This window comes from Paractinoplanes tereljensis (genome assembly GCF_016862435.1).
Classification (GTDB): Bacteria; Actinomycetota; Actinomycetes; order Mycobacteriales; family Micromonosporaceae; genus Actinoplanes; species Actinoplanes tereljensis.
In genome coordinates this window covers 59,785-84,444 of the sequence record NZ_BOMY01000044.1, presented here as the reverse complement: position 1 = coordinate 84,444, position 24,660 = coordinate 59,785, and the positions used below count along the sequence as shown (strand labels likewise).

The 24,660-nt window shown below is 68.3% G+C and carries 27 protein-coding genes; 14 read left to right on the top strand and 13 right to left on the bottom strand.

From position 1 onward, the window contains the following. Window positions 1–140: 140 nt before the first annotated feature. The gene (locus Ate02nite_RS34775; protein WP_203812137.1) at window positions 141–632 is read right to left on the bottom strand and encodes a type III secretion system chaperone family protein; all 492 of its coding nucleotides are present in this window, start codon (window positions 630–632) and stop codon (window positions 141–143) included. Next, window positions 626–1,897, bottom strand: coding sequence for a D-inositol-3-phosphate glycosyltransferase (gene mshA, locus Ate02nite_RS34770; protein ID WP_239147937.1), 1,272 nt, complete (start codon window positions 1,895–1,897; stop codon window positions 626–628). The genes Ate02nite_RS34775 and mshA overlap by 7 nt, the downstream gene beginning before the upstream one ends. Window positions 1,898–2,035: 138 nt before the next feature. Between mshA and Ate02nite_RS34765 the strand changes: the two genes are divergently transcribed. Together Ate02nite_RS34765 and Ate02nite_RS34760 are read left to right on the top strand one after the other, a co-directional pair. Then, window positions 2,036–2,791 carry an SDR family oxidoreductase gene (locus tag Ate02nite_RS34765; RefSeq protein WP_203812135.1) on the top strand — a complete coding sequence of 252 codons (756 nt, stop codon included), beginning with the start codon at window positions 2,036–2,038 and terminating at the stop codon, window positions 2,789–2,791. After that, window positions 2,792–3,544: a class I SAM-dependent methyltransferase gene (locus Ate02nite_RS34760; RefSeq protein WP_203812134.1), complete on the top strand. Its 753-nt coding sequence runs from the start codon at window positions 2,792–2,794 to the stop codon at window positions 3,542–3,544. A gap of 56 nt (window positions 3,545–3,600) precedes the next feature. On the opposite strand, the gene Ate02nite_RS34755 is transcribed toward Ate02nite_RS34760, so the two are convergent. The 3 genes from Ate02nite_RS34755 to Ate02nite_RS34745 form a co-directional block, all read right to left on the bottom strand. Beyond that, entirely contained in the window at window positions 3,601–5,163 is a 1,563-nt protein-coding gene (locus Ate02nite_RS34755; RefSeq protein ID WP_203812133.1) for a CBM96 family carbohydrate-binding protein, read from the bottom strand. Between the two features lie 170 nt (window positions 5,164–5,333). Beyond that, on the bottom strand, window positions 5,334–5,738 hold the full coding sequence (locus Ate02nite_RS34750) for a response regulator (protein WP_203812132.1): 405 nt from the start codon (window positions 5,736–5,738) through the stop codon (window positions 5,334–5,336). Between the two features lie 84 nt (window positions 5,739–5,822). Next, window positions 5,823–6,977 carry a S8 family peptidase gene (locus Ate02nite_RS34745; protein WP_239147936.1) on the bottom strand — a complete coding sequence of 385 codons (1,155 nt, stop codon included), beginning with the start codon at window positions 6,975–6,977 and terminating at the stop codon, window positions 5,823–5,825. Window positions 6,978–7,222: 245 nt separating this feature from the next. On the opposite strand from Ate02nite_RS34745, the gene Ate02nite_RS34740 reads away from it, so the two are divergent. Beyond that, window positions 7,223–7,435 (top strand): DUF7455 domain-containing protein, encoded by a 213-nt coding sequence (locus tag Ate02nite_RS34740; protein WP_203812131.1) that lies wholly within the window; start codon window positions 7,223–7,225, stop codon window positions 7,433–7,435. Window positions 7,436–7,489: 54 nt separating this feature from the next. Next, window positions 7,490–9,205 carry a sensor histidine kinase gene (locus Ate02nite_RS34735; protein WP_203812130.1) on the top strand — a complete coding sequence of 572 codons (1,716 nt, stop codon included), beginning with the start codon at window positions 7,490–7,492 and terminating at the stop codon, window positions 9,203–9,205. Window positions 9,206–9,248: 43 nt separating this feature from the next. Here Ate02nite_RS34735 and Ate02nite_RS34730 read toward each other — a convergent pair whose 3' ends face one another. From Ate02nite_RS34730 to Ate02nite_RS34695, 8 genes are all read right to left on the bottom strand, one after another. Further along, window positions 9,249–10,088: an SRPBCC family protein gene (locus Ate02nite_RS34730; RefSeq protein WP_203812218.1), complete on the bottom strand. Its 840-nt coding sequence runs from the start codon at window positions 10,086–10,088 to the stop codon at window positions 9,249–9,251. Between the two features lie 87 nt (window positions 10,089–10,175). Then, a complete protein-coding gene (locus Ate02nite_RS34725; protein WP_203812129.1) occupies window positions 10,176–10,901 on the bottom strand; it encodes a hydrolase in 726 nt (241 codons plus the stop codon). 93 nt (window positions 10,902–10,994) lie between these two features. Continuing rightward, window positions 10,995–12,554, bottom strand: coding sequence for a methyl-accepting chemotaxis protein (locus tag Ate02nite_RS34720; RefSeq protein ID WP_203812128.1), 1,560 nt, complete (start codon window positions 12,552–12,554; stop codon window positions 10,995–10,997). A 63-nt stretch (window positions 12,555–12,617) separates the two neighbouring features. Then, on the bottom strand, window positions 12,618–12,851 hold the full coding sequence (csrA, locus tag Ate02nite_RS34715) for a carbon storage regulator CsrA (RefSeq protein WP_203812127.1): 234 nt from the start codon (window positions 12,849–12,851) through the stop codon (window positions 12,618–12,620). An 82-nt stretch (window positions 12,852–12,933) separates the two neighbouring features. Next, window positions 12,934–13,371 carry a flagellar assembly protein FliW gene (locus Ate02nite_RS34710; protein WP_203812126.1) on the bottom strand — a complete coding sequence of 146 codons (438 nt, stop codon included), beginning with the start codon at window positions 13,369–13,371 and terminating at the stop codon, window positions 12,934–12,936. Window positions 13,372–13,373: 2 nt separating this feature from the next. Further along, window positions 13,374–14,255 (bottom strand): flagellin N-terminal helical domain-containing protein, encoded by an 882-nt coding sequence (locus Ate02nite_RS34705; RefSeq protein ID WP_239147934.1) that lies wholly within the window; start codon window positions 14,253–14,255, stop codon window positions 13,374–13,376. 52 nt (window positions 14,256–14,307) lie between these two features. Next, window positions 14,308–15,738, bottom strand: coding sequence for a flagellar hook-associated protein FlgK (gene flgK, locus Ate02nite_RS34700; protein ID WP_203812124.1), 1,431 nt, complete (start codon window positions 15,736–15,738; stop codon window positions 14,308–14,310). 1 nt (window position 15,739) lies between these two features. Beyond that, window positions 15,740–16,225 carry a flagellar protein FlgN gene (locus tag Ate02nite_RS34695; protein WP_203812123.1) on the bottom strand — a complete coding sequence of 162 codons (486 nt, stop codon included), beginning with the start codon at window positions 16,223–16,225 and terminating at the stop codon, window positions 15,740–15,742. Window positions 16,226–16,476: 251 nt separating this feature from the next. Between Ate02nite_RS34695 and Ate02nite_RS49585 the strand changes: the two genes are divergently transcribed. The 10 genes from Ate02nite_RS49585 (at window position 16,477) to Ate02nite_RS34645 (ending at window position 24,657) form a co-directional block, all read left to right on the top strand. Continuing rightward, a complete protein-coding gene (locus tag Ate02nite_RS49585; RefSeq protein WP_203812122.1) occupies window positions 16,477–17,736 on the top strand; it encodes a flagellin N-terminal helical domain-containing protein in 1,260 nt (419 codons plus the stop codon). Between the two features lie 156 nt (window positions 17,737–17,892). Next, window positions 17,893–19,245 (top strand): flagellar filament capping protein FliD, encoded by a 1,353-nt coding sequence (gene fliD, locus Ate02nite_RS34685; RefSeq protein ID WP_203812121.1) that lies wholly within the window; start codon window positions 17,893–17,895, stop codon window positions 19,243–19,245. A gap of 50 nt (window positions 19,246–19,295) precedes the next feature. Beyond that, the gene (gene fliS / locus Ate02nite_RS34680) at window positions 19,296–19,679 is read left to right on the top strand and encodes a flagellar export chaperone FliS (protein WP_203812120.1); all 384 of its coding nucleotides are present in this window, start codon (window positions 19,296–19,298) and stop codon (window positions 19,677–19,679) included. A gap of 2 nt (window positions 19,680–19,681) precedes the next feature. Beyond that, window positions 19,682–19,996: a hypothetical protein gene (locus Ate02nite_RS34675; RefSeq protein WP_239147933.1), complete on the top strand. Its 315-nt coding sequence runs from the start codon at window positions 19,682–19,684 to the stop codon at window positions 19,994–19,996. 176 nt (window positions 19,997–20,172) lie between these two features. Next, window positions 20,173–20,520, top strand: a complete 348-nt coding sequence (flgB, locus tag Ate02nite_RS34670; RefSeq protein ID WP_203812119.1) for a flagellar basal body rod protein FlgB — start codon at window positions 20,173–20,175, stop codon at window positions 20,518–20,520. Window positions 20,521–20,523: 3 nt separating this feature from the next. Further along, window positions 20,524–20,916, top strand: a complete 393-nt coding sequence (locus tag Ate02nite_RS34665; RefSeq protein WP_203812118.1) for a flagellar basal body rod protein FlgC — start codon at window positions 20,524–20,526, stop codon at window positions 20,914–20,916. A gap of 5 nt (window positions 20,917–20,921) precedes the next feature. Then, window positions 20,922–21,269 carry a flagellar hook-basal body complex protein FliE gene (gene fliE, locus Ate02nite_RS34660; protein WP_203812117.1) on the top strand — a complete coding sequence of 116 codons (348 nt, stop codon included), beginning with the start codon at window positions 20,922–20,924 and terminating at the stop codon, window positions 21,267–21,269. A gap of 1 nt (window position 21,270) precedes the next feature. Then, window positions 21,271–22,890 carry a flagellar basal-body MS-ring/collar protein FliF gene (fliF, locus tag Ate02nite_RS34655; protein WP_203812116.1) on the top strand — a complete coding sequence of 540 codons (1,620 nt, stop codon included), beginning with the start codon at window positions 21,271–21,273 and terminating at the stop codon, window positions 22,888–22,890. 95 nt (window positions 22,891–22,985) lie between these two features. Beyond that, entirely contained in the window at window positions 22,986–24,011 is a 1,026-nt protein-coding gene (gene fliG / locus Ate02nite_RS34650) for a flagellar motor switch protein FliG (protein WP_203812115.1), read from the top strand. After that, window positions 23,995–24,657: a FliH/SctL family protein gene (locus tag Ate02nite_RS34645; RefSeq protein ID WP_239147932.1), complete on the top strand. Its 663-nt coding sequence runs from the start codon at window positions 23,995–23,997 to the stop codon at window positions 24,655–24,657. Before fliG ends, Ate02nite_RS34645 begins: the two co-directional genes overlap by 17 nt. The last annotated feature ends 3 nt before the right edge of the window (window positions 24,658–24,660 follow it).

Sequence of the window (24,660 nt, the reverse complement as noted above, 5' to 3'; positions counted from 1 at the left end):
CCGATCGGCGGATCGCCCGCTCAATCTTCCGGGCGCCTGGACTCCCCATCGGTAACGAATTGTTCATCACTGTTTCGCTGGTGACGGGGGCCGCATGATTATGCGCTGCACCCTATCAATCGAGTAAGCGCGGGCACCAATCACCCAATTTCGGGCACGTCCGGGGCCAGGTGCTTGAACGCCTGAAGATTTGCTGTGGATTCGCCGCGCTTTACCCGCCACTCCCACTCGCGGCGGATCGAGGAGCCGAAGCCGATCTCCAGCATCGTGTCGAAGGATTCGTCGGCGTAGGTGAGAACGGCGCCCAGGATCCGGTCCAACTCGTCCTCGTCCAGGGATTTCAGCGACACCCGGCCGGTCAGGTAGACATCGCCGCACGCATCGATGGAGAACGATACGGCGTACATCCGGGCGTTTCGGCGCAGCAGCCACGCCCACAGTTCCTCGCGGCGCTCGTCGGGCTGGCGCATCACGAAGGCCTCGACGCGCAGCGCGTGCTCGCCGACGATCAGGTTGCAGGCGGTCTTGAGCTTGTGGGTGCCGGGCAGCGTGACCACATAGGCGCCCGGCCCGGTGCTCTCCCACTCGAGTTCGCGGTCGGTGAGGACCTTCTCGATCAGGAGAGTCACCATGCGTACGCCTCCAGGCGGGCGGCGATCATCTCGCGATGCTGGACCACGGCCTCACGGTAGACCTGGAGCAGTCCTTCGGCCGTACGGTCCCAGGAGAAGCCGGCCGCATGATCCACCGCGCCCCGGGCCAGGGTCGCGCGATGCCGCGGAGCGGCGAGCAGCGAGTCCAGCGCCCGCGCCCAGTCCCGCGGGTCGTGCCCGTCGACGAGCACGCCGCTGACCCCGTCCCGGACCGCGGTGATCAGGCCGCCGACCGCGGCCGCCACCACCGGCGTGCCGCAGGCCTGCGCTTCCAGCGCGACCAGCCCGAACGACTCGTTGTAGGACGGCACCGCGACCAGGTCGGCACAGCGGTACAGGTTGGCCAGGTCGTCGCCGGTCTGCGGGGGCAGGAAGAGCACCTGGTCGGAGACGCCGAGCGAGGCCGCCAACTCGATAAGCGACGAAGGCCGCTCGAGGCCGGTCCCGCTGGGGCCGCCGCAGATGACCACGGTCGCTGACGGGTCGGTCAGGAACGGAAGCGCCGAAATCAGAACATCAGGCGCTTTGAGCGGCTGAATGCGGCCGACGAAAGCAACGATGCGGCCGGACAGCGGGAGCCCGAGCCGTGCGCGGTCCGGCCGGACGAGAGGATGGAATCGGTCCAGATCGACCCCGGGCTGCACCACCGCGGTCCGCGCGGACGGAGCGCCGTAATAGCCGACCAGGTCCTGGGCCTCGGCCGCGGTGTTCGCGACGAGCCGGTCGGACTCGGCGATCACCTGCTCCTCGCCGATCACCCGGGCCTTCGGCTCGGGGCGGTCACCGGCCGCGAGCCAGCGGTTCTTCACCTTGGCCAGGGTGTGCGCGGTGTGCACGTGCGGCACTCCCCAGCGCTCCCGGGCCAGCCAGCCGACCTGGCCGGACAGCCAGTAGTGCGAGTGGATCAGGTCGTACCGGCCCGGCGGGTGGGCCGCCTCGGCGCGCAGCACGCCGTTGGCGAACGCGCACAACTGGGACGGCAGGTCCTCCTTGGCCAGGCCCTCGAACGGGCCGGCGGTGACGTGCCGGACGGTGACACCGGGCGCCATCTCGACGATCGACGGCAGGTCGCTGCGGGTGGCCCGGGTGAAGATCTCCACCTCGACGCCGAGCCGGGCGAGCCGCTTGGAGACCTCGACGATGTAGACGTTCATGCCGCCCGCGTCGCCGGTGCCCGGCTGTTCCAACGGGGAGGTGTGCACCGAAAGCGTGGCGATGCGGCGCGGGGCCGGCCAGTCAACCACGATATATCCTCCCGAAACGGTCAAACATGACGTGTTCTTGTTACGTCTTTGTCAATCTTCCCCGTACTTGCTTCTGCAACCACATACAGAGCACCCGTGGGTGACTGAAGTCATCGGCGACGAGGAAGGATAAGAGGCATGCAGAACATCGCAGTGATCACGGGTGCCTCCAGCGGAATCGGTGCGGCCACGGCCCGCCGGCTGGCCCGGGAGGGTTTCCACGTGGTGGCGGCCGCGCGCCGCGCCGACCGGCTCGAGGAGCTGGTCAAGGAGATCGGGCCGGCGGCCACCGCGGTCGAGTGCGACATCACCGACGACGCCTCGGTGGCCAACCTCGCCACCGTCGTGGCCGGCCTCGACGGCGTGCTCACCCTGCTGGTCAACAACGCGGGCGGGGCCCGCGGCCTCGATCCGGTCGCGACCGGATCGGTCGACGACTGGCAATGGATGTACGACGTGAACGTGCTCGGCACGCTCCGGGTCACCAAGGCGCTGCTGCCGGCCCTGGAGCAGAGCGGTCGCGGCACGATCGTGACGGTCGGCTCGACCGCGGCGTTCACGGTCTACGAGGGCGGCGGCGGGTACACCGCGGCCAAGCACGCCCAGGAAGCACTGGTCGGCACGTTGCGGCTGGAACTGTCCGGCAAGCCGGTGCGGGTCACCGAGATCGACCCGGGCATGGTGCGCACCGACGAGTTCTCGCTCAACCGCTTCGCCGGCGACCAGAGCCGGGCCGACTCGATCTACGACGGCGTCAAGGAACCGCTTGTCGCCGACGACATCGCCGACTGCGTCGCGTTCATGGCCACCCGCCCGCACCACGTCAACATCGACAAGCTGGTGATCCGGCCGCTCGCGCAGGCCGCGCAGCACAAGGTGCACCGGGAGAAGTAGGTGACGAAACCGGTCGGCGCGATCACCCGGGGGACTACCAATCCCAACCGGCTGCGCCGGGTCGACAACTTCATCGCCTATCGCTGCGGTGGCCTGCTGACCGAGGCCACCGATCCGCTGGTCGTCGACCTGGGTTACGGCGCGACCCCGGTCACCGCGGTGGAATTGCACAACCGTCTGGTGGCCGCGGTGCGAGCGGACGTCACGGTGGTCGGTTTGGAGATCGATCCGGTACGGGTGGAAGCTGCCCGCCCGTACGCGGAGCCGCCCGGTCTGGATTTTCGCCGTGGGGGTTTCGAATTGGCCGGGCTGCGGCCGGTTGTGGTGCGTGCCTTCAACGTGCTGCGGCAGTACTCCGAGGAGGAGGTCGGCGCGGCCTGGCGGCAGATGACCGGGACCGGTGCGCTGCTGGTCGAGGGCACCTGCGACGAGCTGGGCCGGATCGCCACCTGGGCGGTGGTGTCCGGCGGGCAGCCGCAGTCGCTGACCCTGTCGGCCCGACTGTCCGACCTGGACCATCCGGCGACGTTCGCCGAGCGACTCCCCAAGGCGCTGATCCATCACAACGTCGCCGGCGAGCCGGTGCACGAGCTGTTGCGGGCGCTGGGTCGCGCGTGGGAGACCGAGGCGACCCCGTTCGGGGCGCGGCAGCGCTGGCTGGCGACCTGCCGGCGGATGCGCGACTCGCAGTTGGTGTTGGACGGCCCGGCCCGCTGGCGCCTCGGTGAGCTCACCGTGCCCTGGCCGGGATAAAGGTCGGGCCGGTCCTCCGCAGTGGACCGGCCCGACCCCAGGGGGGTGAATAAAGATCAGTTCTTCAGTTCGACGTTGAACAGCGGCTCGGCCGCCACCTTGCGGAACGCGGCGAGGCTGTCCGCCGTCGAGTCCACCGCGATGTTGCGGTCGCCCTCGTCGTCCTGCGCGGTGTCGAAGTACACGATCGCCTTGATCTTCGAGTGCTTGAGCAGCTGCGGAACGACGGTGGCGAACGCGGCGGCCTTGCTGGTCGGCTGGCCGACCCGGTGGTACATGCCCCACTCGGCCACCATGATCGGCTTCTTCGGGTGGTTCTTGACCGACCAGTCGTAGAAGCCGAGACCGCCGCCGGTCGGCTGCCGGTCGAGCAGGTCACCGAAGTCGCCGAAGTGGTAGTAGCCCTTCTCCACGCTCACGTACGAGTCGAGGCCGATCCAGTCGACGACGTCGTCACCCGGGTAGAGGTCCTTCCACCAGGACTGGGCCATCCACTTCTCGTTGCCCATGTAGGCGAGCACGTTGACCACGTTCGTCACGCCGTCGGCGCGCAGCCGCTCGATGACGTGCCGGTACATGGCGGCGAAGTCCTTGGCGGTCATCCCGGAGCTCGCGCCGGTCTGCACGTCGTTCTCCGGCTCGTGGTGCAGGGCCAGGAAGAACTTCTGGGTGCCGTAGTTGGCCTTCACGTAGTCGGCCCACGCGTCGATCCGCGCGTCCTTCTGCCCAGCCGCGACCTTGGCCCAGGTGGTGCCGTAGGCGACCTTCCAGTTGAGCAGCAGCGCCCGCGGGTGCGCGGCGTCCCGGGTCATCGCGATCTCGGACTTGGTCGGGAACTTCTCGTCGCCCTTGTGGTACGCGTGGAAGATCGTCGAGGTGCGGCCGGTCAGGGTCTCCCAGTTCTTGAGCGCGGTGTCCCGCGGCGTGTCGGTGAAGCCGCCGGCCGCCGCACCCCAGAGAACGCCGCAGCTCGGCACCAGCAGGTTGTCGGTCACGCAGGACTCCGGGGCGGGCTCGGCGGTCGGAGCCGCGCTCACCGGCGTGTAGTCCACGACCAGGCGCGGGCCGGTGCGGTCGCCGGACTCGGCGGACTGGAACCGGGTCACGCCGGTGGTCGACGCCGAGCGCACGGCGAACGCGTACGTGCCGGCGGTGGTCACCACCGAGCTCAGGTCGATCGTCACCGACGGGTCGGTGGCCCGCGGCACGGCCGAGCCGATCGCGGCGGCGCTGATCGCCGGCTGGGTGGCGGCCGTGATCGTGTTCTCGCTCCACCCGCTGGCCACCGGGTAGACGCTGATGCGCGCCTCGGCCGGGGTGCCGTCGTACGGCAGGATCAGCCGGGCGTGACTGAGGGTCGCACCGGTCGGAAAGCCGCCGGTCGAGAACTTCACGAACGACGTCCGGGTCTCGCCGTCGGCGGCGCCGACGACAAGCTTCTCGGCCGAGCCGAAGTTGATGTTGGTGCGGGTGTTGGAGACGTAAGCGTCGTCGCTCGCGAAGACGGTCCGGATCGCGGGTGTGGTGACCGCGGCGCCCGCCTGCCCCGAAGGCAGGAAGCCGGCGCTCACCGCCACTCCGATCGCCGCCGCGCCCACCACCGCTTGCTTGCGCTTCACTGTCTCTCCCCGCTGACGTGGTTCGGTCGTTCCTTGACCTCACCGTCGGCGGGAGCCGGGTCCCGATTGGTGTAAGAGCAGGTGCAGCACGGGAGCGGACATTGTGGAACCGGGGACAGAAAAAAGCGCCGCCGTCACGAGTGACGGCGGCGCTCGGGTGAAACGGAAGGTTATGGCGTGGCGCCCTCGGCCAGGACCGAACGGAGCGCCTCGATCAGCAGCTCGGTGCTGAACGGCTTCTTGACCAGCAGAGCGTCCGGCTCGATGGACCCCTCGGCCACCGCCATCTCCTTGGGCAGCCCGGAGATGTAGACGACTCGCATGCCCGGCCGCAGTTCGGTGGCGGTCCGGGAAAGTTCGCCACCGGAGACTCCGGGCAGGCCCAGATCGGTGACCAGGATGTCGATCTCGCCGGGGTGGTCCCGGCAGGCCGCGATGGCCTCCTGCGAGTCGCCGGCGATCAGGGTCGAGAAACCGCGCCGTTCAAGCATGCGGCGCATGATGTCGCGTAGGTCCTCCTCGTCGTCGACGACGAGGACGGTGGGCCGGTTCTCCGCGTCGGGCGCCTGCGACATGGGTCCTCCAGGGTTCGCGTCGAGTTCCCGATTCACGCTATCGGTGCCCGGTTGCACTGCCCGACCTTTACAACATCCGGCCGGTCAATGGCTTTTCGCCGCCGACACAGCGCTCAGGTAACCCGTGAACAGCAAGCGGTTCGGCGAGCCCGATCCGGCGCTGCGCACCAGGCCGGTGCCGGCCTCGGCGACCAGGTTGTCGCGGACCTGAGCCGGGGTCCAGTCCGGGTGGACGGCGAGCACCAGAGCGGCGGCGCCGGCCACGTGCGGGCTCGCCATCGAGGTGCCGCTCATCGTCTTGGTCGCGGTGTTCGAGCCGTTCGACGCGGACTCGATCCGGACGCCCGGCGCGAAGATGTCGAGACACGAACCGTAGTTGGAGAAGGACCCACGGGTGTCGTTCACATCGGTAGCGCCCACCGTGATCGCGGCCGGGACCCGGGCCGGCGACTGGCGACAGGCGTCCCGGTGGTCGTTGCCGGCCGACACCGCGTAGACGACGCCGCTCGCGATCGACCGGTTCACCGCTTCGTCGAGGGACTTACTGGTGACGCCACCGAGGCTCATGTTGACCACGGCCGGCTTCTTGGCGTGCTCGGTGACCCAGTTGACGCCGGCGATGATGTCCGAGTACGACCCGCTGCCCTTGCAGCCGAGCACCCGGACGGCGACCAGCTTGACGTCCTTGGCCACGCCGTACGTCGCGCCGCCGATCGTGCCGGCCACGTGCGTGCCGTGCCCGGTGCAGTCCGCGGCCACCGGGTCGTCGTCGACGAAGTCCCAGCCGTAGCTCGCCCGGCCACCGAACTCCTTGTGGGTGATCCGGACGCCGCCGTCCAGCACGTAGGCCGTGACGTTCGACGCGGACGGGGCGGTGAACGACTTCGACAGCGGCAGTGCACGCTGGTCGAGGCGGTCCACTCCCCAGGTCAGGCTCGGGGCGGCCGCGGCGGCGACGATGCCGTCCTTCTCCACCGACCGGACGGCCGGGTCGGCGGCGAGGTGGGCGGCCTGGCCGGCGGTCATCCGGGCGGAGAAACCGTCGACGGCGGAATAGGTTTCGGCGACTTCCCCGCCGTACCGTGCGGTCAACGAAGCCGGACCGACGCCTGCCTGGACCATCACGACGTAGCTGTCGGCGAGGCCGGCCGGCGGGGCGGCCATCGCGGTGCCGGCGGCACCCCCGACCATGGCGGCGGCGGTACCCGTGAGCAGAGCGAGGCGGGCGGCGATACGCAAGCTGTTTCCTCTCGTTGGCTTCGGCCCACTCGACGAGGGGTTACCGGCATGCCGAAAGCAGTTGAGGGAAATGGTGAGAAATGTTTCCGGGCTATTCGGGACCCGGTCGGTTGTAGCTGCGGTGCACCGAATTCCGCCCAGCGCGGACCGCCCGGAACCCCGGCCGGAGAAACCTAAGGCTGTGCAATGGAGGGCCGATCTACCCGCTGTACCGCTGCACACCGCCACCGAGCAAGGAGAGCGATATGACCAGCCTGCTGTCGCCCGAGATCACCACTGTTGCCGAGTTGACCGACCGCTGCGACCGATGCGCCGCGGCCGCGAAACTGGTGGTCACGCTTACCAGCGGCGGCGAGCTTGCGTTCTGCGGGCACCACGCCAACCGCCACCGCGACGACATCGTCCGGGTCGGCGAGCGTATTCAGCTTGAAGAGGGCTACGAGTGGGCCGGTAAGTAACCGCTCGCCAAAAAGTCCGCGTTATGCTCATTTCCTCCGTAGTGAGGGGCTTATGTGCGTATCGCGGCGCATGATGTGGGCAGGCTCTCCCGGCTGATCGCCGGGTGCGCCGGGTTCGCGGTCGCCGCCGCGGGTGTGCTCACTACAGCTTCAAGCGCGCCGCCGGACCGAGGTCCGGCGGCCGCGCTCGTCCCGGCCGGAATCGCCCTGCTGTTGCAGGTGCTGCCCGCCGGCCGGGTCGTGCGCGTCGTCGCCCTGTTGTCGGCCCTGGCCGCTGCCGTGCTCGGGGCCACCGCGCTGGGCCGGCATCCGGCCGCCGCGTCCGCCACCATGCTGGCCGGGCTCGGCCTGGCCTGCCTCGACATCCGGGTCGCCCGCTTCCGGGCCGCCGACCCGCTGGTCGCCGGGGCCGCCATCGTCGCGCTGGCCGCCCTGGTCCCGCGGATCTTCGAGGGACCGCATCCGCGCGGGCTGATGACGCCGGCCGTCGCCGGTTCGCTGCTCGTCCTGGCCCTCGGCACCGTGCTCGCCCGCCCCGAGACCGAACCGCAGCACGTCGAGGAACCGGCCGGTCCCGGTCGCAAGGTTCGCCGGATGCTGCCCGCGCTGATCGCCGTTCCCGCGGTGGCCGCGCTGGCCAGCGCCCTGGCCGCGCACACCGGGCTGGGCCGGCCGGCCGCCGCGATCAGCACCGGGGCGATTCTGGCCGCACTCACCCTGCTCGGCCTCGCCGGCTATCTGGTGCGCACGCTCGACAGCACCGACCGGGAGCTGAACGACCGGCAGGAATTCGCGACCACCCTCCTCCAGTCGATGAACGAGGCCGTCATGGTGCTCGACGCCAACCACCGGGTGATCGACGTCAACCGGCGCTGGCGGGAACTCACCGGACACGGGCCGGACGAGCCGATCCGGCTCGATCCGCCCCCGCTGCCGCCGACCGGCGGGGACTGGCTGATGCCCCGGGTCGACGGCAGCGAGGTGCCGGTGCTGGCCACCGTCGCCACGATCCCGGACGCGGATGGCTCGCCGCGGGCGTACGTCGCCACCTACGTCGATATCGGCGACCGGAAACGGGCCGAGGAGACGATGAGCGCGCAGAACACCGAGCTGCGCGAGGCGAACACCCGGCTGGCCACCGCGCTGGCCTTCAAGAACGACCTGACCTCGATGCTCACCCACGACGTGGCCCAGCCGATCAGCTCGATCGCCAGCCTGGCTGAGCTGCTCCGGGCCGACTGGGCCGATCTGCCCGACGACATCCGGCTCGAACTGGCCACGAAGATCGACAAGAACACCCAGCGGCTGATCAAGATGATGAACGATCTCCAGCTGCTCTTCCGGCTGGACACCGGCTCGGTCACCGCCCGGCAGGCGCCGGTGCCGCTGCTGGAGGTGGCGACCCAGGCCGCCTCTTCCGAGGCCGTCTCGCTGGAGATCGACGACGATCTGGCCGCTCTGGCCGATCGCGGGCATCTGACGGTCGTGGTGCAAAACCTGGTCAAGAACGCGCTGGCGTACGGGAATCCGCCGGTACGGCTGATCGGCACGCGCCGTGGCGATCGGGTGGAGCTGGTGGTGCAGGACAGCGGTCCCGGCATGCCACCGGAGTTGCTGTCCACCATTTTCGGACGTTTCATGCGTGGTGCCGGGCTCGGGCTGTTCATCGTCCGGCACCTGGTCGAGGCGAACGGCGGAACGATCAGCTACGAACCGGTCGAACCACGCGGCGCCCGATTTATCGTGACATTGGATTCGGCGCCCATTTAAGAAGGGCCCCCGGGTTTACCGGGAGCCCTTTTCAGCGGGTCGATCACATGTCGTGCGCCGAGCCCCGGTCCTCTTCGTTGATCATGCCGTCTCCCCAGGCGTCCTTGCGCGTGGTGCGGCCACCCATTCGGGCGGTGCCGGCCGCGCCACCGCTGATCGGGCCGGCCCGGCCGATCCGCCGACCGGGCGGCAGCACCTCGTCGAGATCGTGCTCGCTGGTGATGCCGGGTGCGGTGGTGATGTCCACAGTGGTGGTGCCGAGATCGTGCCGGGGAAGATCCACCCGGCTCGCGTTGCTCTGTTCGGCCGCGCTGGTGCCCCAGCCGGCGCCCGGATGCGGATTGCGGTTGCGGAGCCGGGCCGCCACACTCGCCGGGCTGGCATTCGCGGCGAGCACCTTGGTGCTGGCACCGGGCAGCGGCCGCTTCGGGGACGGGCGGGTCGCGCCGCCGATCGGCTTCGCCCGGCCGCCGAGCACCCCGCTCTCCACCAGGCCCTTGAACGTGGTCAGGTCTTCCTTCAGCCGCTTGGTCAGCGATGCCTGGCCGTGCCGGTCGCTCGGCATGAGGAAGGCGATGTCCGCCTCGAGCTGGGCGACGATCTGCGTCTTGGTCTCGCCCAGCGGGCGCAGCGTCAGCGTCTCGGCCAGCAGCGGGCCCTCCATGGTCGACCAGGAGACCCGCTCGTCGACCGAGCGCTCGGTGATCTGCGCGTCGAACTCGCGGCGCTTCCCGTCGACGTCCATGATCCAGTGTGTCTGGTCAAGGCCGATCGAGGTGACCTGGCGGACGCCGCTCATGAACCGTGGGTAGTTCTCGAACGCGGCGAGCTGCTCGTACACCGTGTGCAGCGGTGCACTCACCTCGATGGCCTGCTGAACCATACTCATCGCATCTCTCCCATGCTTCGGATGCTTCAACCGGGCATGATCGAGCGTACGGAGACGATTACTGATCGTGTTCTGTTTCGGTCATACCCGGCGCAGGTACTGCCACTGGCCGACCTCGGCCGCGTACCGGGCGTCACTCGCGGGAACCAGCGTCACCCGGGCCGCGCGCAGCAGCGCCACGACCCGCGCCGACGGGCACCGCCACGCCTCGCTGACCTCGACGATCGTGCCGCTCTCCCGGCACGCGGCGGCGAGCGCCTCGACCATGTCGGCGGTGATCGCGGCGTCGTCCATGCCGACCTGGGCGAGCAGGCTCAGCGGACGGGCCAGCTGGGTCGGGGCGTAGCGGGAGGCGCGCTCGAGACCACGCACGGTGGCGAGGATCAGCGCCTCGGCCACCTGCTCGGCGGTCAGCTCGCCGCTGCTCAGCATCACCCGCACGTCGCGCGGGGCGAGCAGGCCGGAGGCCAGCGGCAGGCGGGAGACGGCGACCGAGACGGCCTCCAGCGGACCAAGATCGGCGGGCCAGGCCAGCCAGCCGTCCGGCTGGACGACCTCGACCTCGGCGGCGACCCGCAGCGTCATCTCGGTGCGCAGCTGCGCCCGGCGGACCGCGTCGGCGTAGGCCGGCAGCCAGGTGGTGTCCGGGCCGACCTGGTCGGCGAAGGTGAGCGCGGTGAGCCCGGCCCGGTCGGCGGCCGAGACGACCACGCCGACACTGTCGCGACCGGCCGCGAACCCGGTGTGCGCATGCGCGTCCACCGTGAGGTCCAGCGCCTCGATCACTGTTTCCCGCTCTGCGCCCACTATTTCTCCCAGGATCGAGATCTTCCGTCCTGGAACAGAATGCCGGGGCGGCGTTGTCAGGCCCGGTCCGTGAGTGGTGCAGTCCGGTTTCGCTCAGAGGCGGAACGCGCCGACGAGTCCGCGCAGCTCATCGGCGGTGCGGGCGACCTCGGTGGAGGCCTCGCGGGTCTGCTCGACACCCTGCACGGCGGAGGCGCTGGCCGCGGCGACGTCGGAGATGTTGTGCGCGATCCGGGACGAGCCGCTGGCCACCTCGGCGATGCTGCGGCTCATCTCACCGGTGGTCGCGGTCTGCTGCTCGACCGCGCTCGCGATGGTGGTCTGGAAGTCGTTGATCTGCGCGATGACCTCGGAGATGCGGGAGATGACCTCGACCGCGCCGCCGGTGTCCTGCTGAATCGCGTTGACCCGGGTGCCGATGTCCTCGGTCGCCTTCGCGGTCTCCTGGGCCAGGTCCTTGACCTCGGACGCCACCACCGCGAAGCCCTTGCCGGCCTCGCCGGCCCGGGCGGCCTCGATGGTCGCGTTGAGTGCCAACAGGTTGGTCTGCTCGGCGATCGAGGTGATCAGCTTGATCACGTTGCCGATCTCCTCGGAGGAGGCACCGAGCTGGCGGATCGTCTCGGTGGCCCGGGCCGCCTCGGCCACCGCCACCGCCGCGATCTGGGCGGCCTCGCTGGTGTTCCGGGAGATCTCGCGGATCGAGAGGCCCATCTCTTCGGAGCCGGCCGCGACGGACTGCACGTTGCGGGAGATCTCCTCGGCCTCGGCCGATGCCGCCGACGTCTGCCGGTCGGTGTCGCCGGCCGCCTCGGCGATCTGCGCGGCCACCGCGGAGAGCTCGCCGGCGGCGCTGGCCAGTTGGTCCGCGTCCTTGCCGATGGTCTCCAGCGAATGATGAATCGAGTCGAGCGCGCCGTCCAGGCCACCGGCCATCCGGCCGAGCTCGTCGTGGCTGGTGATGCCGCTGCGCACGGTGAGGTCCCCGGCCGCGACCTGGTCGATGACGGTCCCGAGCCGGCGCACCGGAAGAAGAATCGAGCGGGCCATCGGCACCGCCAGGGCGATCATCACGATCAGGCCGATCCCGGATACCGCGAGCACGGTCCACTGGGTCGTCCTCGAGATGTGCCGCATCTCGGCGCGTTCCGTGATGACCAGGGCGCTCACCTCGTCGACCAGGCCACCGAGTTCGTCATCGGTGACGTGGTTGCGCTCGGAGATCTCGTCGAGCCGCGACTGCACGGACGCCACGTTCGTCTTGGCATCGGCCGCGAACTGGGTGATGAACTCACTGAACGAGGTGAAGTCGGCCCGGTAACCGGCGAACTTCGCGGTGAGGTCGGCCGGCATCCCGGCGGACTCGACCGCGTCGGCGGCCTCGGTGGAGGAATCCACGTCGTCACTGACGTCCTGGGTGACGTCCTGGCCGAGAGCGGACCGGTAAGCGTCCACCTTCAGTTCGCTCTGCCGGGTGTCCAGGTGGTTGAGCGCGGAGGCACCGGCCTGCAGGCCGACCAGCTTCTCACCCTGGGTCGTCATCTTGCTCTGGCTGACCACCGTGATGACCGCCAGTGCGGCCAGCACGACCGCACCGATCGCCACGATCAGCGTGAGCCGCTTGGCGATGCCGATATCTGCCAGTCGCGCCATCGTTCCCCCTTGGATCCGGGTATGCCCCGGCGCCAAGCACCGGGGCGCCCCCGATCAGCCGGATTACTCCGGCGACTGCAGCATCTTCGTTATCGCCCGAACCGCATCGTCGGTGGGCGACGCCGCCTCGCGGTTGGCCGCCTGCAACTCCCGGAACACTTCCTCACGATGGACCTGAACGTCGCGCGGGGCCTGAATGCCCAGCCGGATGACGTCCCCGCGTGCCTCGAGCACCGTGATGATCACGTCGTTCCCGATCATCACGCTCTCGCCGGCCCGCCGAGTCAGCACAAGCATCCGGTGCCCTCCTCCATCCGTGGACGGACAGCAGCGCGAGAGGCGCGGTCGCGGACCGGGCGACCGCGCCGCCGCCAGGACGTCAGTAGGCCCGGTGCATGATCGCGCGGACCGGGTAACCGGAACCGCTGAGCACGACCTGGATGGCCCGGTGGGTGTCCCGGTCGACCACGATCGGCGCCATCAGGTTGGCCGTGGTGTCGTCGACGCCGGCCGTGATGACGGTCATCAGCAGCAGCCGGTCGGGGTCCTTCGTGTTCAGCGCCGCGAAGACCTCGTTCTCGATCTCCGGCGCGTAGTCCGGGAAGAACGGCTCCGGCGGGGCCACCAGGAAGCGCAGGTCCGGGTCCTGGATGGACGTGAAAGCGTAAAGCAGTCCGTCCTCGTTGAGCCGGACCAGAACGAACTCCCGATGTGCCGGGAAACCGGGCATGGGCACCGCCATCGTGATGGTCGGCAAACCCAGCGACGGGTCGATCATGGACGCCTCAATCGGTCGGGACGCGGTGCGAGTACTCATGGTCACCTCAGGAAATCGATGAGCGAGGGCTGGATCACCTTGGCCGTGGCGGCCAGGGCGGCCTGGTACGAGGTCTGCTGGATCTGCAATTCCATGATCGCCTTAGGCAGATCGACATCCTCGATGTCGGAAAGCTGCGACGTCACGGATAACAGATGGTCGTCTGCGGACTGCTTCATCTGTTCAATCCGATTATATCGGGCGCCTACATCCGAAAGTGCGGATTTAAGTAAATCGTGGGCACTATCGAGATTTTGTAGGTTTGTGTCCAAGGCGGCCGAATCGCCACCTCTAATGTTGGCCGAAATCTGCTTGAGAACGTTGAACAGCTCGGTATCGGTGCCCGGCTCACCGAATGCCTCCGGGCCACTGACCTCGATACGTACCTGCGCGTTCGCGCCGACCGTCCGGGTTGTCTGATTCTTGTTGCCGCTGAACACGTAGTCACCGCTGCCATCGGTCGCCTCGGTGTACGCCGTCGGCCCGGGCGTGGTGCCACCGAAGACCGGCCGGTTCAGAAACTTGGTATTGGCCTCGCCGAGCATCATCTGGCGGACGTTGTCGATCTCGACCGCCAGAGCCTCGCGCGACTGATCGTTGTTGGACGTGTTCAGGGCCTGCACGGTCAGATCGCGAACCCGGATGAGCTGGGTCGAGGCGTCACCGAGTTTGTCCTGAATGGTGCCGAGCCAGCCGAGACCGTCGTCGGCGTTGCGCGCGTACTGCTGGGTCGCGCGCACCTCGCCGCGCAATTGCAGCGAGGTGACCGTGCCGGTCGGCGAATCCGACGGCCGGCTCAGCAGTTTGCCGCTGGAGATCTGGGTCTGGAGCTTCGCTCCTCGAGCTTGGGAACGCTGCAGATCGCCGAGTGATCTCGTGATCATGCTTGTTTCGGTGGACCTGCTGGGAATTGTCATGCGTTATTTCTCCCCGCCATTACCGGCCGACCATGCCGGTGCGGTTGATGAGCTGATCGAGCATCGAGTCAATCGTCGTGAGGACTCGCGATGCCGCCTCATAACCGCGCTGGTAGGTGAGCAGGTGCGTCATTTCCTCATCGAGGTTGACCCCCGATTCGCCCTGCCGGGCCGAATCCACCTGGTCCTTCACCGAGTCCTGGATCTCGCTGCGCCGGGCGGTCGCCTGGGCCGAGACACCGAGCCGGCCGATCATCGACTGGTACGTCGCGTCCGGGCCGGTGGGGTCGATTCCCATCCCGGACAGCTTGTCGGCGACGTAGTGGTCGAGCGACGGATCCGGACCGGTCATGTCGGGGTTGCCCTGGGAGAACGCGACCTGCGACGCGTCGGTCAGCGCCACCTTGATCTTGGCGGCGGTGGTCCCCTCGAAGAACTGGGGCACGCCGGGATCGCTGCCGTCACCGGGTTTGCCGTCGATCGTGTACCCGCCGGCCATCGCGGTGTTCACCGTGTCCGCGATGCCCTTGGCCACACTGTCCAGGTCGGACACGATGCCGGTCAGCAGGTTGTTCATCGAGTCGAGCATCGCGCCCATGGTGCCGCCGGCGGTCACCGGCGAGTCGGTGCCGGACCACTTCAGCGCCACCTTGTCACCCGAGGACATCACCTCGTCCAGGGTGCCCGGGCCGGTCAGCTCCAGCTCCCGGGCGTTGAAGCCCTCGACCAGACCGACGTTTCCGACGTAGACGTTGGCCGAGCCGTCGTCCTTGAGGATCGCGCTGGCCCCGGACAGCTCGGACAGCTGCATGACCTGACGGTCGCGCTCGTCCTGGAGCTCGTTGGCGGGCAGGCCGGCCTTCTGCGCGATCGCGATCTGGTTGTTCATGTCGGCGATCCCGGAGGCCATGGTGTTGACCTGCGTGACGTACGCGTCGATCTGGTTGTGCTGATCGTCGAAGTGATGCGAGATGGAGGTGTACGCGTCGTTCAGAGTGGTGGTGACGGTCTTGCTGCGCTCGATGAGGGAGCTGCGGGTCGAGGGGTCCTGCCAGTTGTTGGCGACGTCGTTCCAGCCGTCCCACATGTCGTGCAGCCGGGCCTGCAGGGCGGTGTCGCTCGGCTCGGCGAGCACGCTCTCGACCTGGTCGTACGTGGCCTTGGTGTTGGTCAGGTAGGCCGAACTCGCGTGTTCGGTGCGACCGCGGTCCTCGAGGTACTGATTACGCCCCCGCTCGATCGCGGCGACCGTGACACCGTTGCCGACCTGGTCGGTGGTGGAGTAAATGCCGGGGTTCAGGCTGCCGGTCTGGGACTGCATCCGAATGCGCTGCCGGGTGTAACCCTCGGTGTTGGCGTTCGCGATGTTCTGACCGGTGATGTCCAGGCCTCGCCGCTGCGCGTAGAGCGAGCTGAGCGCCGTGTTGATACCGCCGAAAGTGCTAGCCATCTCAGATCGCCTCATCAACCAGGCTGGAGCGGCGCACGCCGCCGGAAACGGTCTGGCCTTGCGGTCCGTACGTTTCCACAGTTTCGGCGAACGCGAGCATGGTTTCGCGTGCTGCGCGCTGGCCGGCGGTGAGCAGGTCACGGTTCACGTCGGCGAGCGCGCTGATCTCGGAGGTCAGCATCAGAAACGCCTTGCGGTGCTGGTGCAACAGGTCGGACCAGGGGGGCGGCGCGGCGTCAGCCAGCTCGCCGAGGGAAGCCTCCGGGTTGAGACCGAGCTCGACCGCGACGTCCTGGGAGTAGGCGGCCCGGATGACCTCCGTCTGCCGGATCTGGTCCAGCACCACCTCTACCTCCCGGGTGGCGTGACTGAGCCAGCGGGAGCGGTTGGACGTGAGGAGCAACTGCTCCTCCTCAAGCTTGAACAGCAGCATCTCCAGCAGCTCACGTGAACGCCACAGGACGCTGGCCAGGTCGGTCAGGCTCACCCTGGTCCTCCGTCTCGGTGTCGGGCACGCCCCCTCGACATGCCCGCTCATTCGGACAGGTCGGCACGTCTGCTCCTCCGCTGAGGAATTTCGCCCGATCCGACCATTTCACCTTTCTTCGGGTTTGCCGGAAAAGTGTGAAGGAATCTCAGAGACTGCTCATGACCGTCGGTGCCACGCCGATCGGATCCGGCGTATCGCCACGGCCTCACGGATGGGCCGGAAAGACCCCGCTCAAGGAGGAATTACTAATGGGTCTCCGTATCAACCAGAACATCGCCGCGCAGAACGCCTACCGCAACCTGTCGGTCACCGACGGCCAGATGTCGAAGTCCCTGGAGAAGTTGTCCAGTGGTTTCCGCATCAACCGGGCGGCGGACGACGCGGCCGGCCTCTCGATCTCCGAGGGTCTGCGTGCGCAGGTCGGCGGTCTCAAGGTCGCCGTGCGTAACACCCAGGACGGCGTCAGCGTCGCGCAGACGGCTGAAGGCGCGCTCAACGAGGTCACCACGATCCTGCAGCGCATGCGTGACCTGTCGGTCCAGGCCGCCAACAACGGCGCCACCGACAAGGAGGCCGCGTCGGCCGCCAACAAGGAAATGACGCAGCTGAACTCCGAGCTCGACCGGATCGGCAGCACCACCGCCTTCGGCAAGGCCAAGCTGCTCGACGGCAGCTTCGGCGCCACCAAGCGCACCGCGGTCGACCCGACCACCAACGTGGTCGCCGGCGGCACCGACGGCCTGCCGGCCATCCCGGCTGCCGTACAGGGCCAGTACAAGATCGACCTGACCCAGATCAGCGGTGCGACCAAGTTCACCCAGAAGGACGGCAGCACCCTCGACCTCGCTTCCACGGCGCTCACCGTGACCGTCGAGGGTTCCACCGACGACACCGCGCCGGCGGACGTCGTCAAGCGGGCCAACGAGGCGATCAGCAGCTCGCTGCGCGACATCGGCCTGCAGGGCAACGAGGTCAGCATGACCTCCAGCACCGACAAGTCCGGCAACACGACCTACCAGCTGCAGGGCGTCGGCGACTTCACGGCCGCCGACAACACCGGCGCCGCCCTGGCCGCCCTGAAGATCGACACCGCCACCGCCCTGACCGACGTCTCCGGTGGCAACACCGGTCAGTTCCAGGTCGGCGCGAACGCCAAGGAGCGCATCGCGTTCAACATCGGCGCGACCGACTCGGGCACGCTCGGCACCAAGACGGTCGACCTGACCAAGGACCCGACCGCGGCGATCACGACGGTGGACAAGGCGCTGACCACCGTCTCGGACCAGCGGGCCTCGCTCGGTGCTTACCAGAACCGCTTCGAGCACACCATCAACAACCTCAACGTCGCGGTGGAGAACCTGTCCGCGTCGGAGTCGCGGATCCGGGACACCGACATGGCGCAGGAGATGGTCTCCTTCACCCGTGCTCAGATCCTGACCCAGGCCGGCACCTCGATGCTGTCCCAGGCCAACCAGTCGGCGCAGAACGTTCTCTCGCTGCTCCGATAACCGAGCTGCTACCGGTTGGAACTGAATACGGAACGCGTACGGCCGAATAGGTGGGGGTAGCTGGCAGAAATCGGGCCGGCTGCCCCCGCTCTTCTTTACCGCACCGAAAGGCAGGCCACCGTGTCGTCAAGCTCTGTTGACGGACTCGTCAGCGGCATGAGCACCTCGTCGGTGATCAGCCAGCTCATGCAGGTCGAGCAGGCCCCGCAGAACCGTCTCAAGGCCAAGGTCACCTCGGCGCAGACCGCCGTGGCCTCGTACCAGTCGGTGAACTCCAAGGTCTCCGCCTACAAGAGCGCGGCCAGCGCGTTGACCCAGCTCGGCACCTGGCGCGCCATCTCGGCCACCTCGAGCTCGTCCTCGGTCGCCGTGAGCACCTCCACCAACCTCAGCGCCACCACCGGCAGCCTCACCTTCGACGTCACCTCGCTGGCCAGCAAGCAGGCCACCACGATGAAGGTGACCACCTTCGAGGACGCCGACAACGACGGCACGCTGGACACCACCCCCGCCCAGCTGACCTCGGCGCCCGACACGATCTCGATCACCACCACGGCCGGCAAGCAGTACGACATCGACATCAGCAAGGACAAGTCGGCGGCCGGTATCGCCAAGGCGATCAACGACTCCGACGCGGGCGTCTCGGCGTACGTCATGAAGACGTCGTCCAGCGAGGGCGTTCTGCAGCTCACCGGCCGCAAGTCGGGCGCCAGCAACGGCTTCACCCTCACCGGGCTGGACGGGCTGGGCGTCGGCGGCACCTCGCCGGAGACCACCGAGGCCAAGAGCGCCACGATCGAGGTCGAGGGCGGCGGCACCAGCACCTACACGGTTACCAGCGACACGAACACCTTCACCGGCCTGATGAACGGCGTGACGCTCACCGTCTCGAAGAAGGAAAACGACGTCACCATCGACGTCAACAACGACACCGGGGCGATCGCCGACAAGATGCAGGCGTTTGTCGACGCCGCCAACGCCTCCCTCACCGAGATCTCCACCCAGACCGCGTACGACCCGTCGACCAAGACCGGCTCGCCGCTGACCGGCGACTTCTCGGTCCGGGACATCTCGACGAAGATCCTCGGCTCGATCAGCCTCGGCCTGGACTGGTCGGAGGAGGCGGCCGGCGGCGCGGATGTCACCGACAAAATCAAGTCGCTCAAGAACCTCGGTATCGAGCTGCAGCAGGACGGCCAGCTCAAGTTCAGCCGGTCCGAGTTCCTCAACGCCTATGCCACCAACCCCGACAAGGTGAAGGAAGCCGGCCAGAAGCTCGGCACGCAGATCGAGAAGTTGACCACCACGATGACCACCAACCTCAAGTCGGTGATCACCGGGCGCAACAACGAGATCGACAGCCTCACCACCCAGATCAGCAACTGGGATATCAGGCTCGCGGCCAAGAAGCTCGCGCTGCAGAAGCAGTACTCCAACCTCGAGGTTTCCCTCGGCAATCTGAAGAACCAGTCCACCTGGCTGGCCGGCCAGCTCGCCGGCCTCGGCTGACCCGCACGCCTCGCCCTGACCAGCCACCACAGCGTTGACCGAGGAGACCGATGAGCGCCGCCCCGCACCTGCGTGACCGTTACCTGCAGGACTCCATCAACACCGCCTCACCCGCCAAGCTCCTGCTGATGCTGTACGACCGCCTCGTGCTCGACCTCATGCAGGCCGAGCAGGCGCTGCGCGACGGCGACCGGGAGGCGGCGCACGACAAGGTCACCCACGCTCAGGAGATCGTCATCGAGCTGCGCACCAGCCTGGACGTGGAAGCCTGGTCCGGCGCACCGGCCCTGGCCAACATCTACGGCTGGATGCTCACCGAGCTGATCGGCGCGAACATCGCCCGGGACGCCGACCGGGTGGCCGCCATCCGCAACCTGGCCGAGCCGCTGCGCGACACCTGGCGAGAGGCGGCCGCCGCGGCGGTCGCCGGCTGACCATGGACTGGAACGGCGCCTGGATCGACGCTCTGGACGAGCTCGAGTTGGACGTCGCTCGCGTCGAGGCGATGCTCGCCGACGAGCATCGCCATGCCGAGACGCCGCCGGCTGATCTGTGGCGGCCGCCGACCGAGCTCGGCGCGCTGCCACTGGAACTCAAGCCACGCGCGGACGAGATCCTCACCCGGCAGCTGAAGGTGGCCGAGGAGATCGCCCGGCGACTGACGTCGAACCGCCGGCAGACCGCGATGACGGCCCGAATCGAGACCGGCGAGGCGATCAAACGCCCGGTGTACGTAGACCGAGCCATGTAGCCAGGCAATGAGGTCCCGGAGCCCCGGATGGGGTTCCGGGACTTTTGTGTGCAACCTCGCGGCAACCGTTACACGCTCAGCGGATCACCGGTCGGGCCGAACTGCATGTTACGAGCAACGGATTGCTCACCGAAAAGCCACGGATCGGCGCTTGGACTGACCTCCAAGGAGCTGCTGTGTTCGACGACGTCTCGTCATCCTCCCTGCGCGTTGCCGCCGCCGGTCTCGCTGCGCGGCAGACCGCCATCGCGAACAACATCGCAAACATCGAAACCCCCGGCTACCGGGCCCGTAAGGTGGAATTCGAGCAGGCGCTGCACGGCGCGATCGCCAAGGGCGAGTCGCCCTCGAGCGTTTCCCCGAGCGTCCAGGATTCGCTCGAGCCGACCCGCCTCAACGGCAGCAACGTCAACCTCGACGAGGAGACGCTGTCGCACATCGACACCACGATGCGCTACCAGCTGACGCTGCGGGCCATGGATACCAAGTACTCGATGCTGCGCGACGCGATCAAGGGGGCCTGATAAATGAGCACCTTCAACGCCATCGGCGTCGCCGGCTCCGGCGTGACCGTCTACCGCAAGTGGCTGGACGCGGTGTCCGACAACATCGCCAACATGGACAACACCAGCCGTACGTCCGAGAAGGCTTTCCAGGCCCGGTACGTCGTCGCCCAGGAAGCGGCGGACGGCAACGGTGCCCAGGTCGGCGGCGTGGCCATGAGCAGCGCCCAGGGCGTACTCACCTACGAGCCGGACAACCCGCTGGCCGACACCGAGGGTTACGTCCGCAAACCGGACATCGACCTGGGCAGCCAGATGGCCCAGATGATGATGGCCCAGCGCGCCTACCAGGCAAACCTCGCGGTCGTCGACCGCGCCAAGGACTCCTACGCCGCCGCGATCAACCTGGGGAAGTGAGCTAGATGATCTCGCCGATCAGTGCCATCAGCGGATTTTCCGCGGTAGGCGGCCTGGACTCGGTGTCCAGCGTCGCCGGTCTGGCCGGATCCACCCCGGCGACGAACGCCGCCGAGGCGGTCAACGGTCCCAGCGAGAGCTTCACCAGCATGCTGTCAAAGGGTCTGGAGAGCGTGCAAGCCTCGCAGTCGAAGGCCAGTGACCTGGCGGTCCAGGTCGCCGACGGAACCCTGCAGGACCCGGCGCAGTACACCATGGCTGCCACCGAGGCCCAGCTCGGTCTCCAGCTCACGCTGGCCGTCCGCAACAAGGCCGTGGAAGCGTTCCAAGAGATCATGAGGATGCAGGCCTGACATGACCGACCGCCTTCCCGCTCCGGTCCGCCGCGTCACGGACACCTTCCGGTCTTTCACGCCGGGCCAGAAGGCCGTCACCCTCGCGGCGGTGATCGCTCTTGTCGTCGGCGCCTACTTCTTCGCCACCTGGGCGTCGAAACCGACGTACTCCATTCTGTTCAACAACCTGTCGACCAAGGACGCCAGCGCGATCGTCGAGTCGCTGCAGAAGGCCGGCACGAAGTACGAACTGGCGAACGACGGCCAGACGGTGCTCGTGCCGCAGGACCAGGTGAACACCCTGCGGCTGTCGCTGAGCGGCGAGGGCCTGCCCGGCGATGCCGGAACCGGTTACTCCCTGCTCGACAAGCAGGGCATCACCACCAGCGACTTCATGCAGCACACGAACTACCAGCGGGCGCTCGAGGGCGAGCTCTCCAACACGATCAAGTCGATTGACGGTGTCGAGGCGGCCACGGTGCACCTCGTCATCCCGCAGAAGGACGTCTTCGCCGACGACCAGGACCAGCCGACCGCCTCGGTCCTGGTCGCCTCGAGCTCGACTTCTCCGCTGACCAGCCAGCAGGTGCAGTCCATCGTGCACCTGGTCGCCTCCAGCGTCGAGGGCCTCGATCCGACCGAGATCACCGTGGCCGGCGCGGACGGCAAGATCCTGTCGACCGGTGGCGGCGCGGCGGTCGGCACCGGCGGGGACAGCGGCAGCGAGTCGCAGACCGTCGCCTTCCAGAACCGGATGAACAACTCGCTGCAGAACATGCTGGACAGCGTGGTCGGTGCCGGGCACGCGGTCGTCACCACCACCGCCGAGCTGGACTTCGACCAGACGACGACGAACAGCAAGACCTACAACTCCGACCCGTCGCTGCCGGCCCTCTCCGAGACCAACAGCCGCGAGGCGTACAACAACGCCGGCAACTGCGCGGGCGGCGTCCTCGGCCCGGACAACATCTCCGGCCCCGGCTGCACCACCGGCACCACCGGAACCGGTCAGTACGAGAACAGCAATTCCGCCAAGCAGAACGCGATCAACGAGACCACCGAGGCCCGTAAGAGCGCTCCCGGCAGCATCAAGAAGCTGAACGTGGCCGTCCTGCTGGACAGCACCACGGCCGGCACCGTCGACCCGGCCCAGGTGCAGCAGCTGGTCAGCGCGGCGGCCGGCATCGACGCGACCCGCGGCGACACCATCGCGGTCAGCGCCATGCCGTTCTCCACCAGCGCCGCCCAGGCGGCCCAGCAGGCCCTGAACAGCGCCGCGGTGGCCGACCAGACCGCCAAGCAGATGACGCTGATCAAGACCGGCGCGCTCGCCGCGGTCGTCCTGGCGCTGCTCTTCCTGGCCTGGCGGGCGAGCCGCCGCTCCAAGAAGCGCAAGGCACTGACCCCGGAGGAGCGGAAGCATCTGGAGGACATGCAGGCCGCGCTCGAGCAGCAACGGCTGGCGGAACTGAACAGTGCGATTCCGGCCCAGATGCTGGAAGCGGCCCCGGAAAGCTACGCGGACGGGGAAGCTCGAGATGAACGCGTGCGCGAGATCGAGCAGATGGTCAAAGATCAGCCTGAGGAGATGGCAGTGCTGCTGCGCGGCTGGCTCGCCGCCGACGCGCCGGTGCACTGATCCGACGAGATGGGCGGTCGGCTTCCGCCGACCGCCCTTTTCGCTCCGCTTGGTAACGCAGATGAGTTTCGCCGACGGGCTGAGGAGAGTACGCGTTGAGCACACCGCAGCTAACGACGCTGTCGATGACGGGCGTGCGCAAGGCCGCGATCATGCTGGTCCAGTTCGGCAAAGAACATTCCGCGCAGATCATGTCCAGCATGTCGGAGAAAGAGGTCGAGTTGATCTCGGCCGAGATCGCTCGGCTGGGCAAACTCGAACCAACTGTCGTCGACGACGTGATGGACGAGTTCTACGCCATGGCGACCACCCGGTACGCCGGCTCCGGCGGCATGGACTACGCCCGCGAGCTGCTCGAGGCGTCGCTCGGTAAGGAACGCGCGGCGTTGATCCTGGATCGCCTCGAAGCCTCGATGAACGACATCCCGTTCAACTTCCTCAGCCACGCCGACCCCCGGCAGCTGCTCTCCTACGTGCAGTACGAACACCCGCAGACGATCGCGCTGATCCTCGCGCACATCCCGGCCGCGCTCGCCTCGGCGATCCTGGCCGGCCTCTCGCTCGAGGTGCAGACCGAGGTGGCGCACCGGATCGCGGTGATGGACCGCACCTCCCCCGAGATCATCCGGCAGGTCGAGGCGGCCCTGCAGCGCAAGCTCTCCACCGTGCTCCAGCCGGACGAGCTCTCCACGATCGGCGGCCTCCAGCCCCTGGTGGAGATCATCAACCGGGCCGACCGCACCACCGAACGACTCATCCTGGAAGCCCTGGACGCCCGCAGCCCCGAGCTGGCCGAGGAGATCCGGCGGCGGATGTTCATGTTCGAGGACGTCGTCAACCTCGAGGACCGTGCCGTGCAGCTGGTGCTGCGGCAGGTCGAGCCGGCCGACCTGGCCACCGCGCTCAAGGGTGTGCCCGAGACGGTCCGCGACAAGATCACCAAGAACCTGTCCGAGCGCGGCCGGGAGAACCTGCTCGAGGAGATCGACCTGCTCGGCCCGGTCAAGGTCAAGATGGTCGAGGAGGCCCAGGCGAAGATCGTCTCGGTGATCCGCTCGCTCGAGGACTCCGGCCAGATCGAGGTCCAGCGCGGCGGCGAGGCCGATGAGCTCATCGCCTGAGTCCCGCTCACCGTTGCTGCGCGGTGCCATCGCCGAGTCGGCCGAGGCCGCCCAGTTCGGCGTCGAACTGGCGCCGGGCGGCGGGACCTCGGCAAAGGCTCGCGAGCAGGCCCGGGTCGCCGGTTACGCCGAGGGCTGGGCGCAGGGCCAGCGCGAGGCCGCGGCCGCCGCCGAGGACGGAGTGGCCCGCGCCCGCGCCTCCGAACAGGCCCACGAACAGCGCCGGAACGCCTCGCTGGCGCAGGCCGTGAACGCGCTCGGCCGCGCCGTCACCGCGCTGGAGACCCAGCTCATGCCGAGCTTCACCGAGCTGCAGGAGGTGGTGCTCGCGCACGCCTTCGAGCTGGCCGAGGCGATCGTCGGCCGCACCCTGGACGACGAGCAACGACGCGGTGCCGACGCACTGCGCCGGGCCATGGCGGCCGCGCCGGAGGCCGGTTCCCTGACGGTCAGCCTCTGCCCGGCCGACTACCAGACGCTGATCGGCGACGGGCCGGCCGACTTCGACTACGAGGGGCGCCGGGTCATCCTGCGCCCGGACGCCAAGCTGCGACCCGGCGACGCCCTCGCCGACACCGGCATGGCGTCGGTGGACGCCACCATCGGGGCCGCGGTCGCCCGCGCCCGGGAGGCGCTGCGGCTCTGAGGG

Coding starts and splice junctions, on each gene's coding strand:
- Ate02nite_RS34775 (WP_203812137.1), bottom strand. CDS start 632: ATGGTGACTCTCCTGATCGAGAAGGTCCTCACCGACCGCGAACTCGAG.
- Ate02nite_RS34765 (WP_203812135.1), top strand. CDS start 2,036: ATGCAGAACATCGCAGTGATCACGGGTGCCTCCAGCGGAATCGGTGCG.
- Ate02nite_RS34750 (WP_203812132.1), bottom strand. CDS start 5,738: ATGTCGCAGGCGCCCGACGCGGAGAACCGGCCCACCGTCCTCGTCGTC.
- Ate02nite_RS34740 (WP_203812131.1), top strand. CDS start 7,223: ATGACCAGCCTGCTGTCGCCCGAGATCACCACTGTTGCCGAGTTGACC.
- Ate02nite_RS34730 (WP_203812218.1), bottom strand. CDS start 10,088: ATGGTTCAGCAGGCCATCGAGGTGAGTGCACCGCTGCACACGGTGTAC.
- Ate02nite_RS34720 (WP_203812128.1), bottom strand. CDS start 12,554: ATGGCGCGACTGGCAGATATCGGCATCGCCAAGCGGCTCACGCTGATC.
- csrA (WP_203812127.1), bottom strand. CDS start 12,851: ATGCTTGTGCTGACTCGGCGGGCCGGCGAGAGCGTGATGATCGGGAAC.
- Ate02nite_RS34710 (WP_203812126.1), bottom strand. CDS start 13,371: ATGAGTACTCGCACCGCGTCCCGACCGATTGAGGCGTCCATGATCGAC.
- Ate02nite_RS34705 (WP_239147934.1), bottom strand. CDS start 14,255: ATGATCACGAGATCACTCGGCGATCTGCAGCGTTCCCAAGCTCGAGGA.
- flgK (WP_203812124.1), bottom strand. CDS start 15,738: ATGGCTAGCACTTTCGGCGGTATCAACACGGCGCTCAGCTCGCTCTAC.
- Ate02nite_RS49585 (WP_203812122.1), top strand. CDS start 16,477: ATGGGTCTCCGTATCAACCAGAACATCGCCGCGCAGAACGCCTACCGC.
- fliD (WP_203812121.1), top strand. CDS start 17,893: ATGAGCACCTCGTCGGTGATCAGCCAGCTCATGCAGGTCGAGCAGGCC.
- fliS (WP_203812120.1), top strand. CDS start 19,296: ATGAGCGCCGCCCCGCACCTGCGTGACCGTTACCTGCAGGACTCCATC.
- Ate02nite_RS34675 (WP_239147933.1), top strand. CDS start 19,682: ATGGACTGGAACGGCGCCTGGATCGACGCTCTGGACGAGCTCGAGTTG.
- Ate02nite_RS34665 (WP_203812118.1), top strand. CDS start 20,524: ATGAGCACCTTCAACGCCATCGGCGTCGCCGGCTCCGGCGTGACCGTC.
- fliE (WP_203812117.1), top strand. CDS start 20,922: ATGATCTCGCCGATCAGTGCCATCAGCGGATTTTCCGCGGTAGGCGGC.
- fliF (WP_203812116.1), top strand. CDS start 21,271: ATGACCGACCGCCTTCCCGCTCCGGTCCGCCGCGTCACGGACACCTTC.
- Ate02nite_RS34645 (WP_239147932.1), top strand. CDS start 23,995: ATGAGCTCATCGCCTGAGTCCCGCTCACCGTTGCTGCGCGGTGCCATC.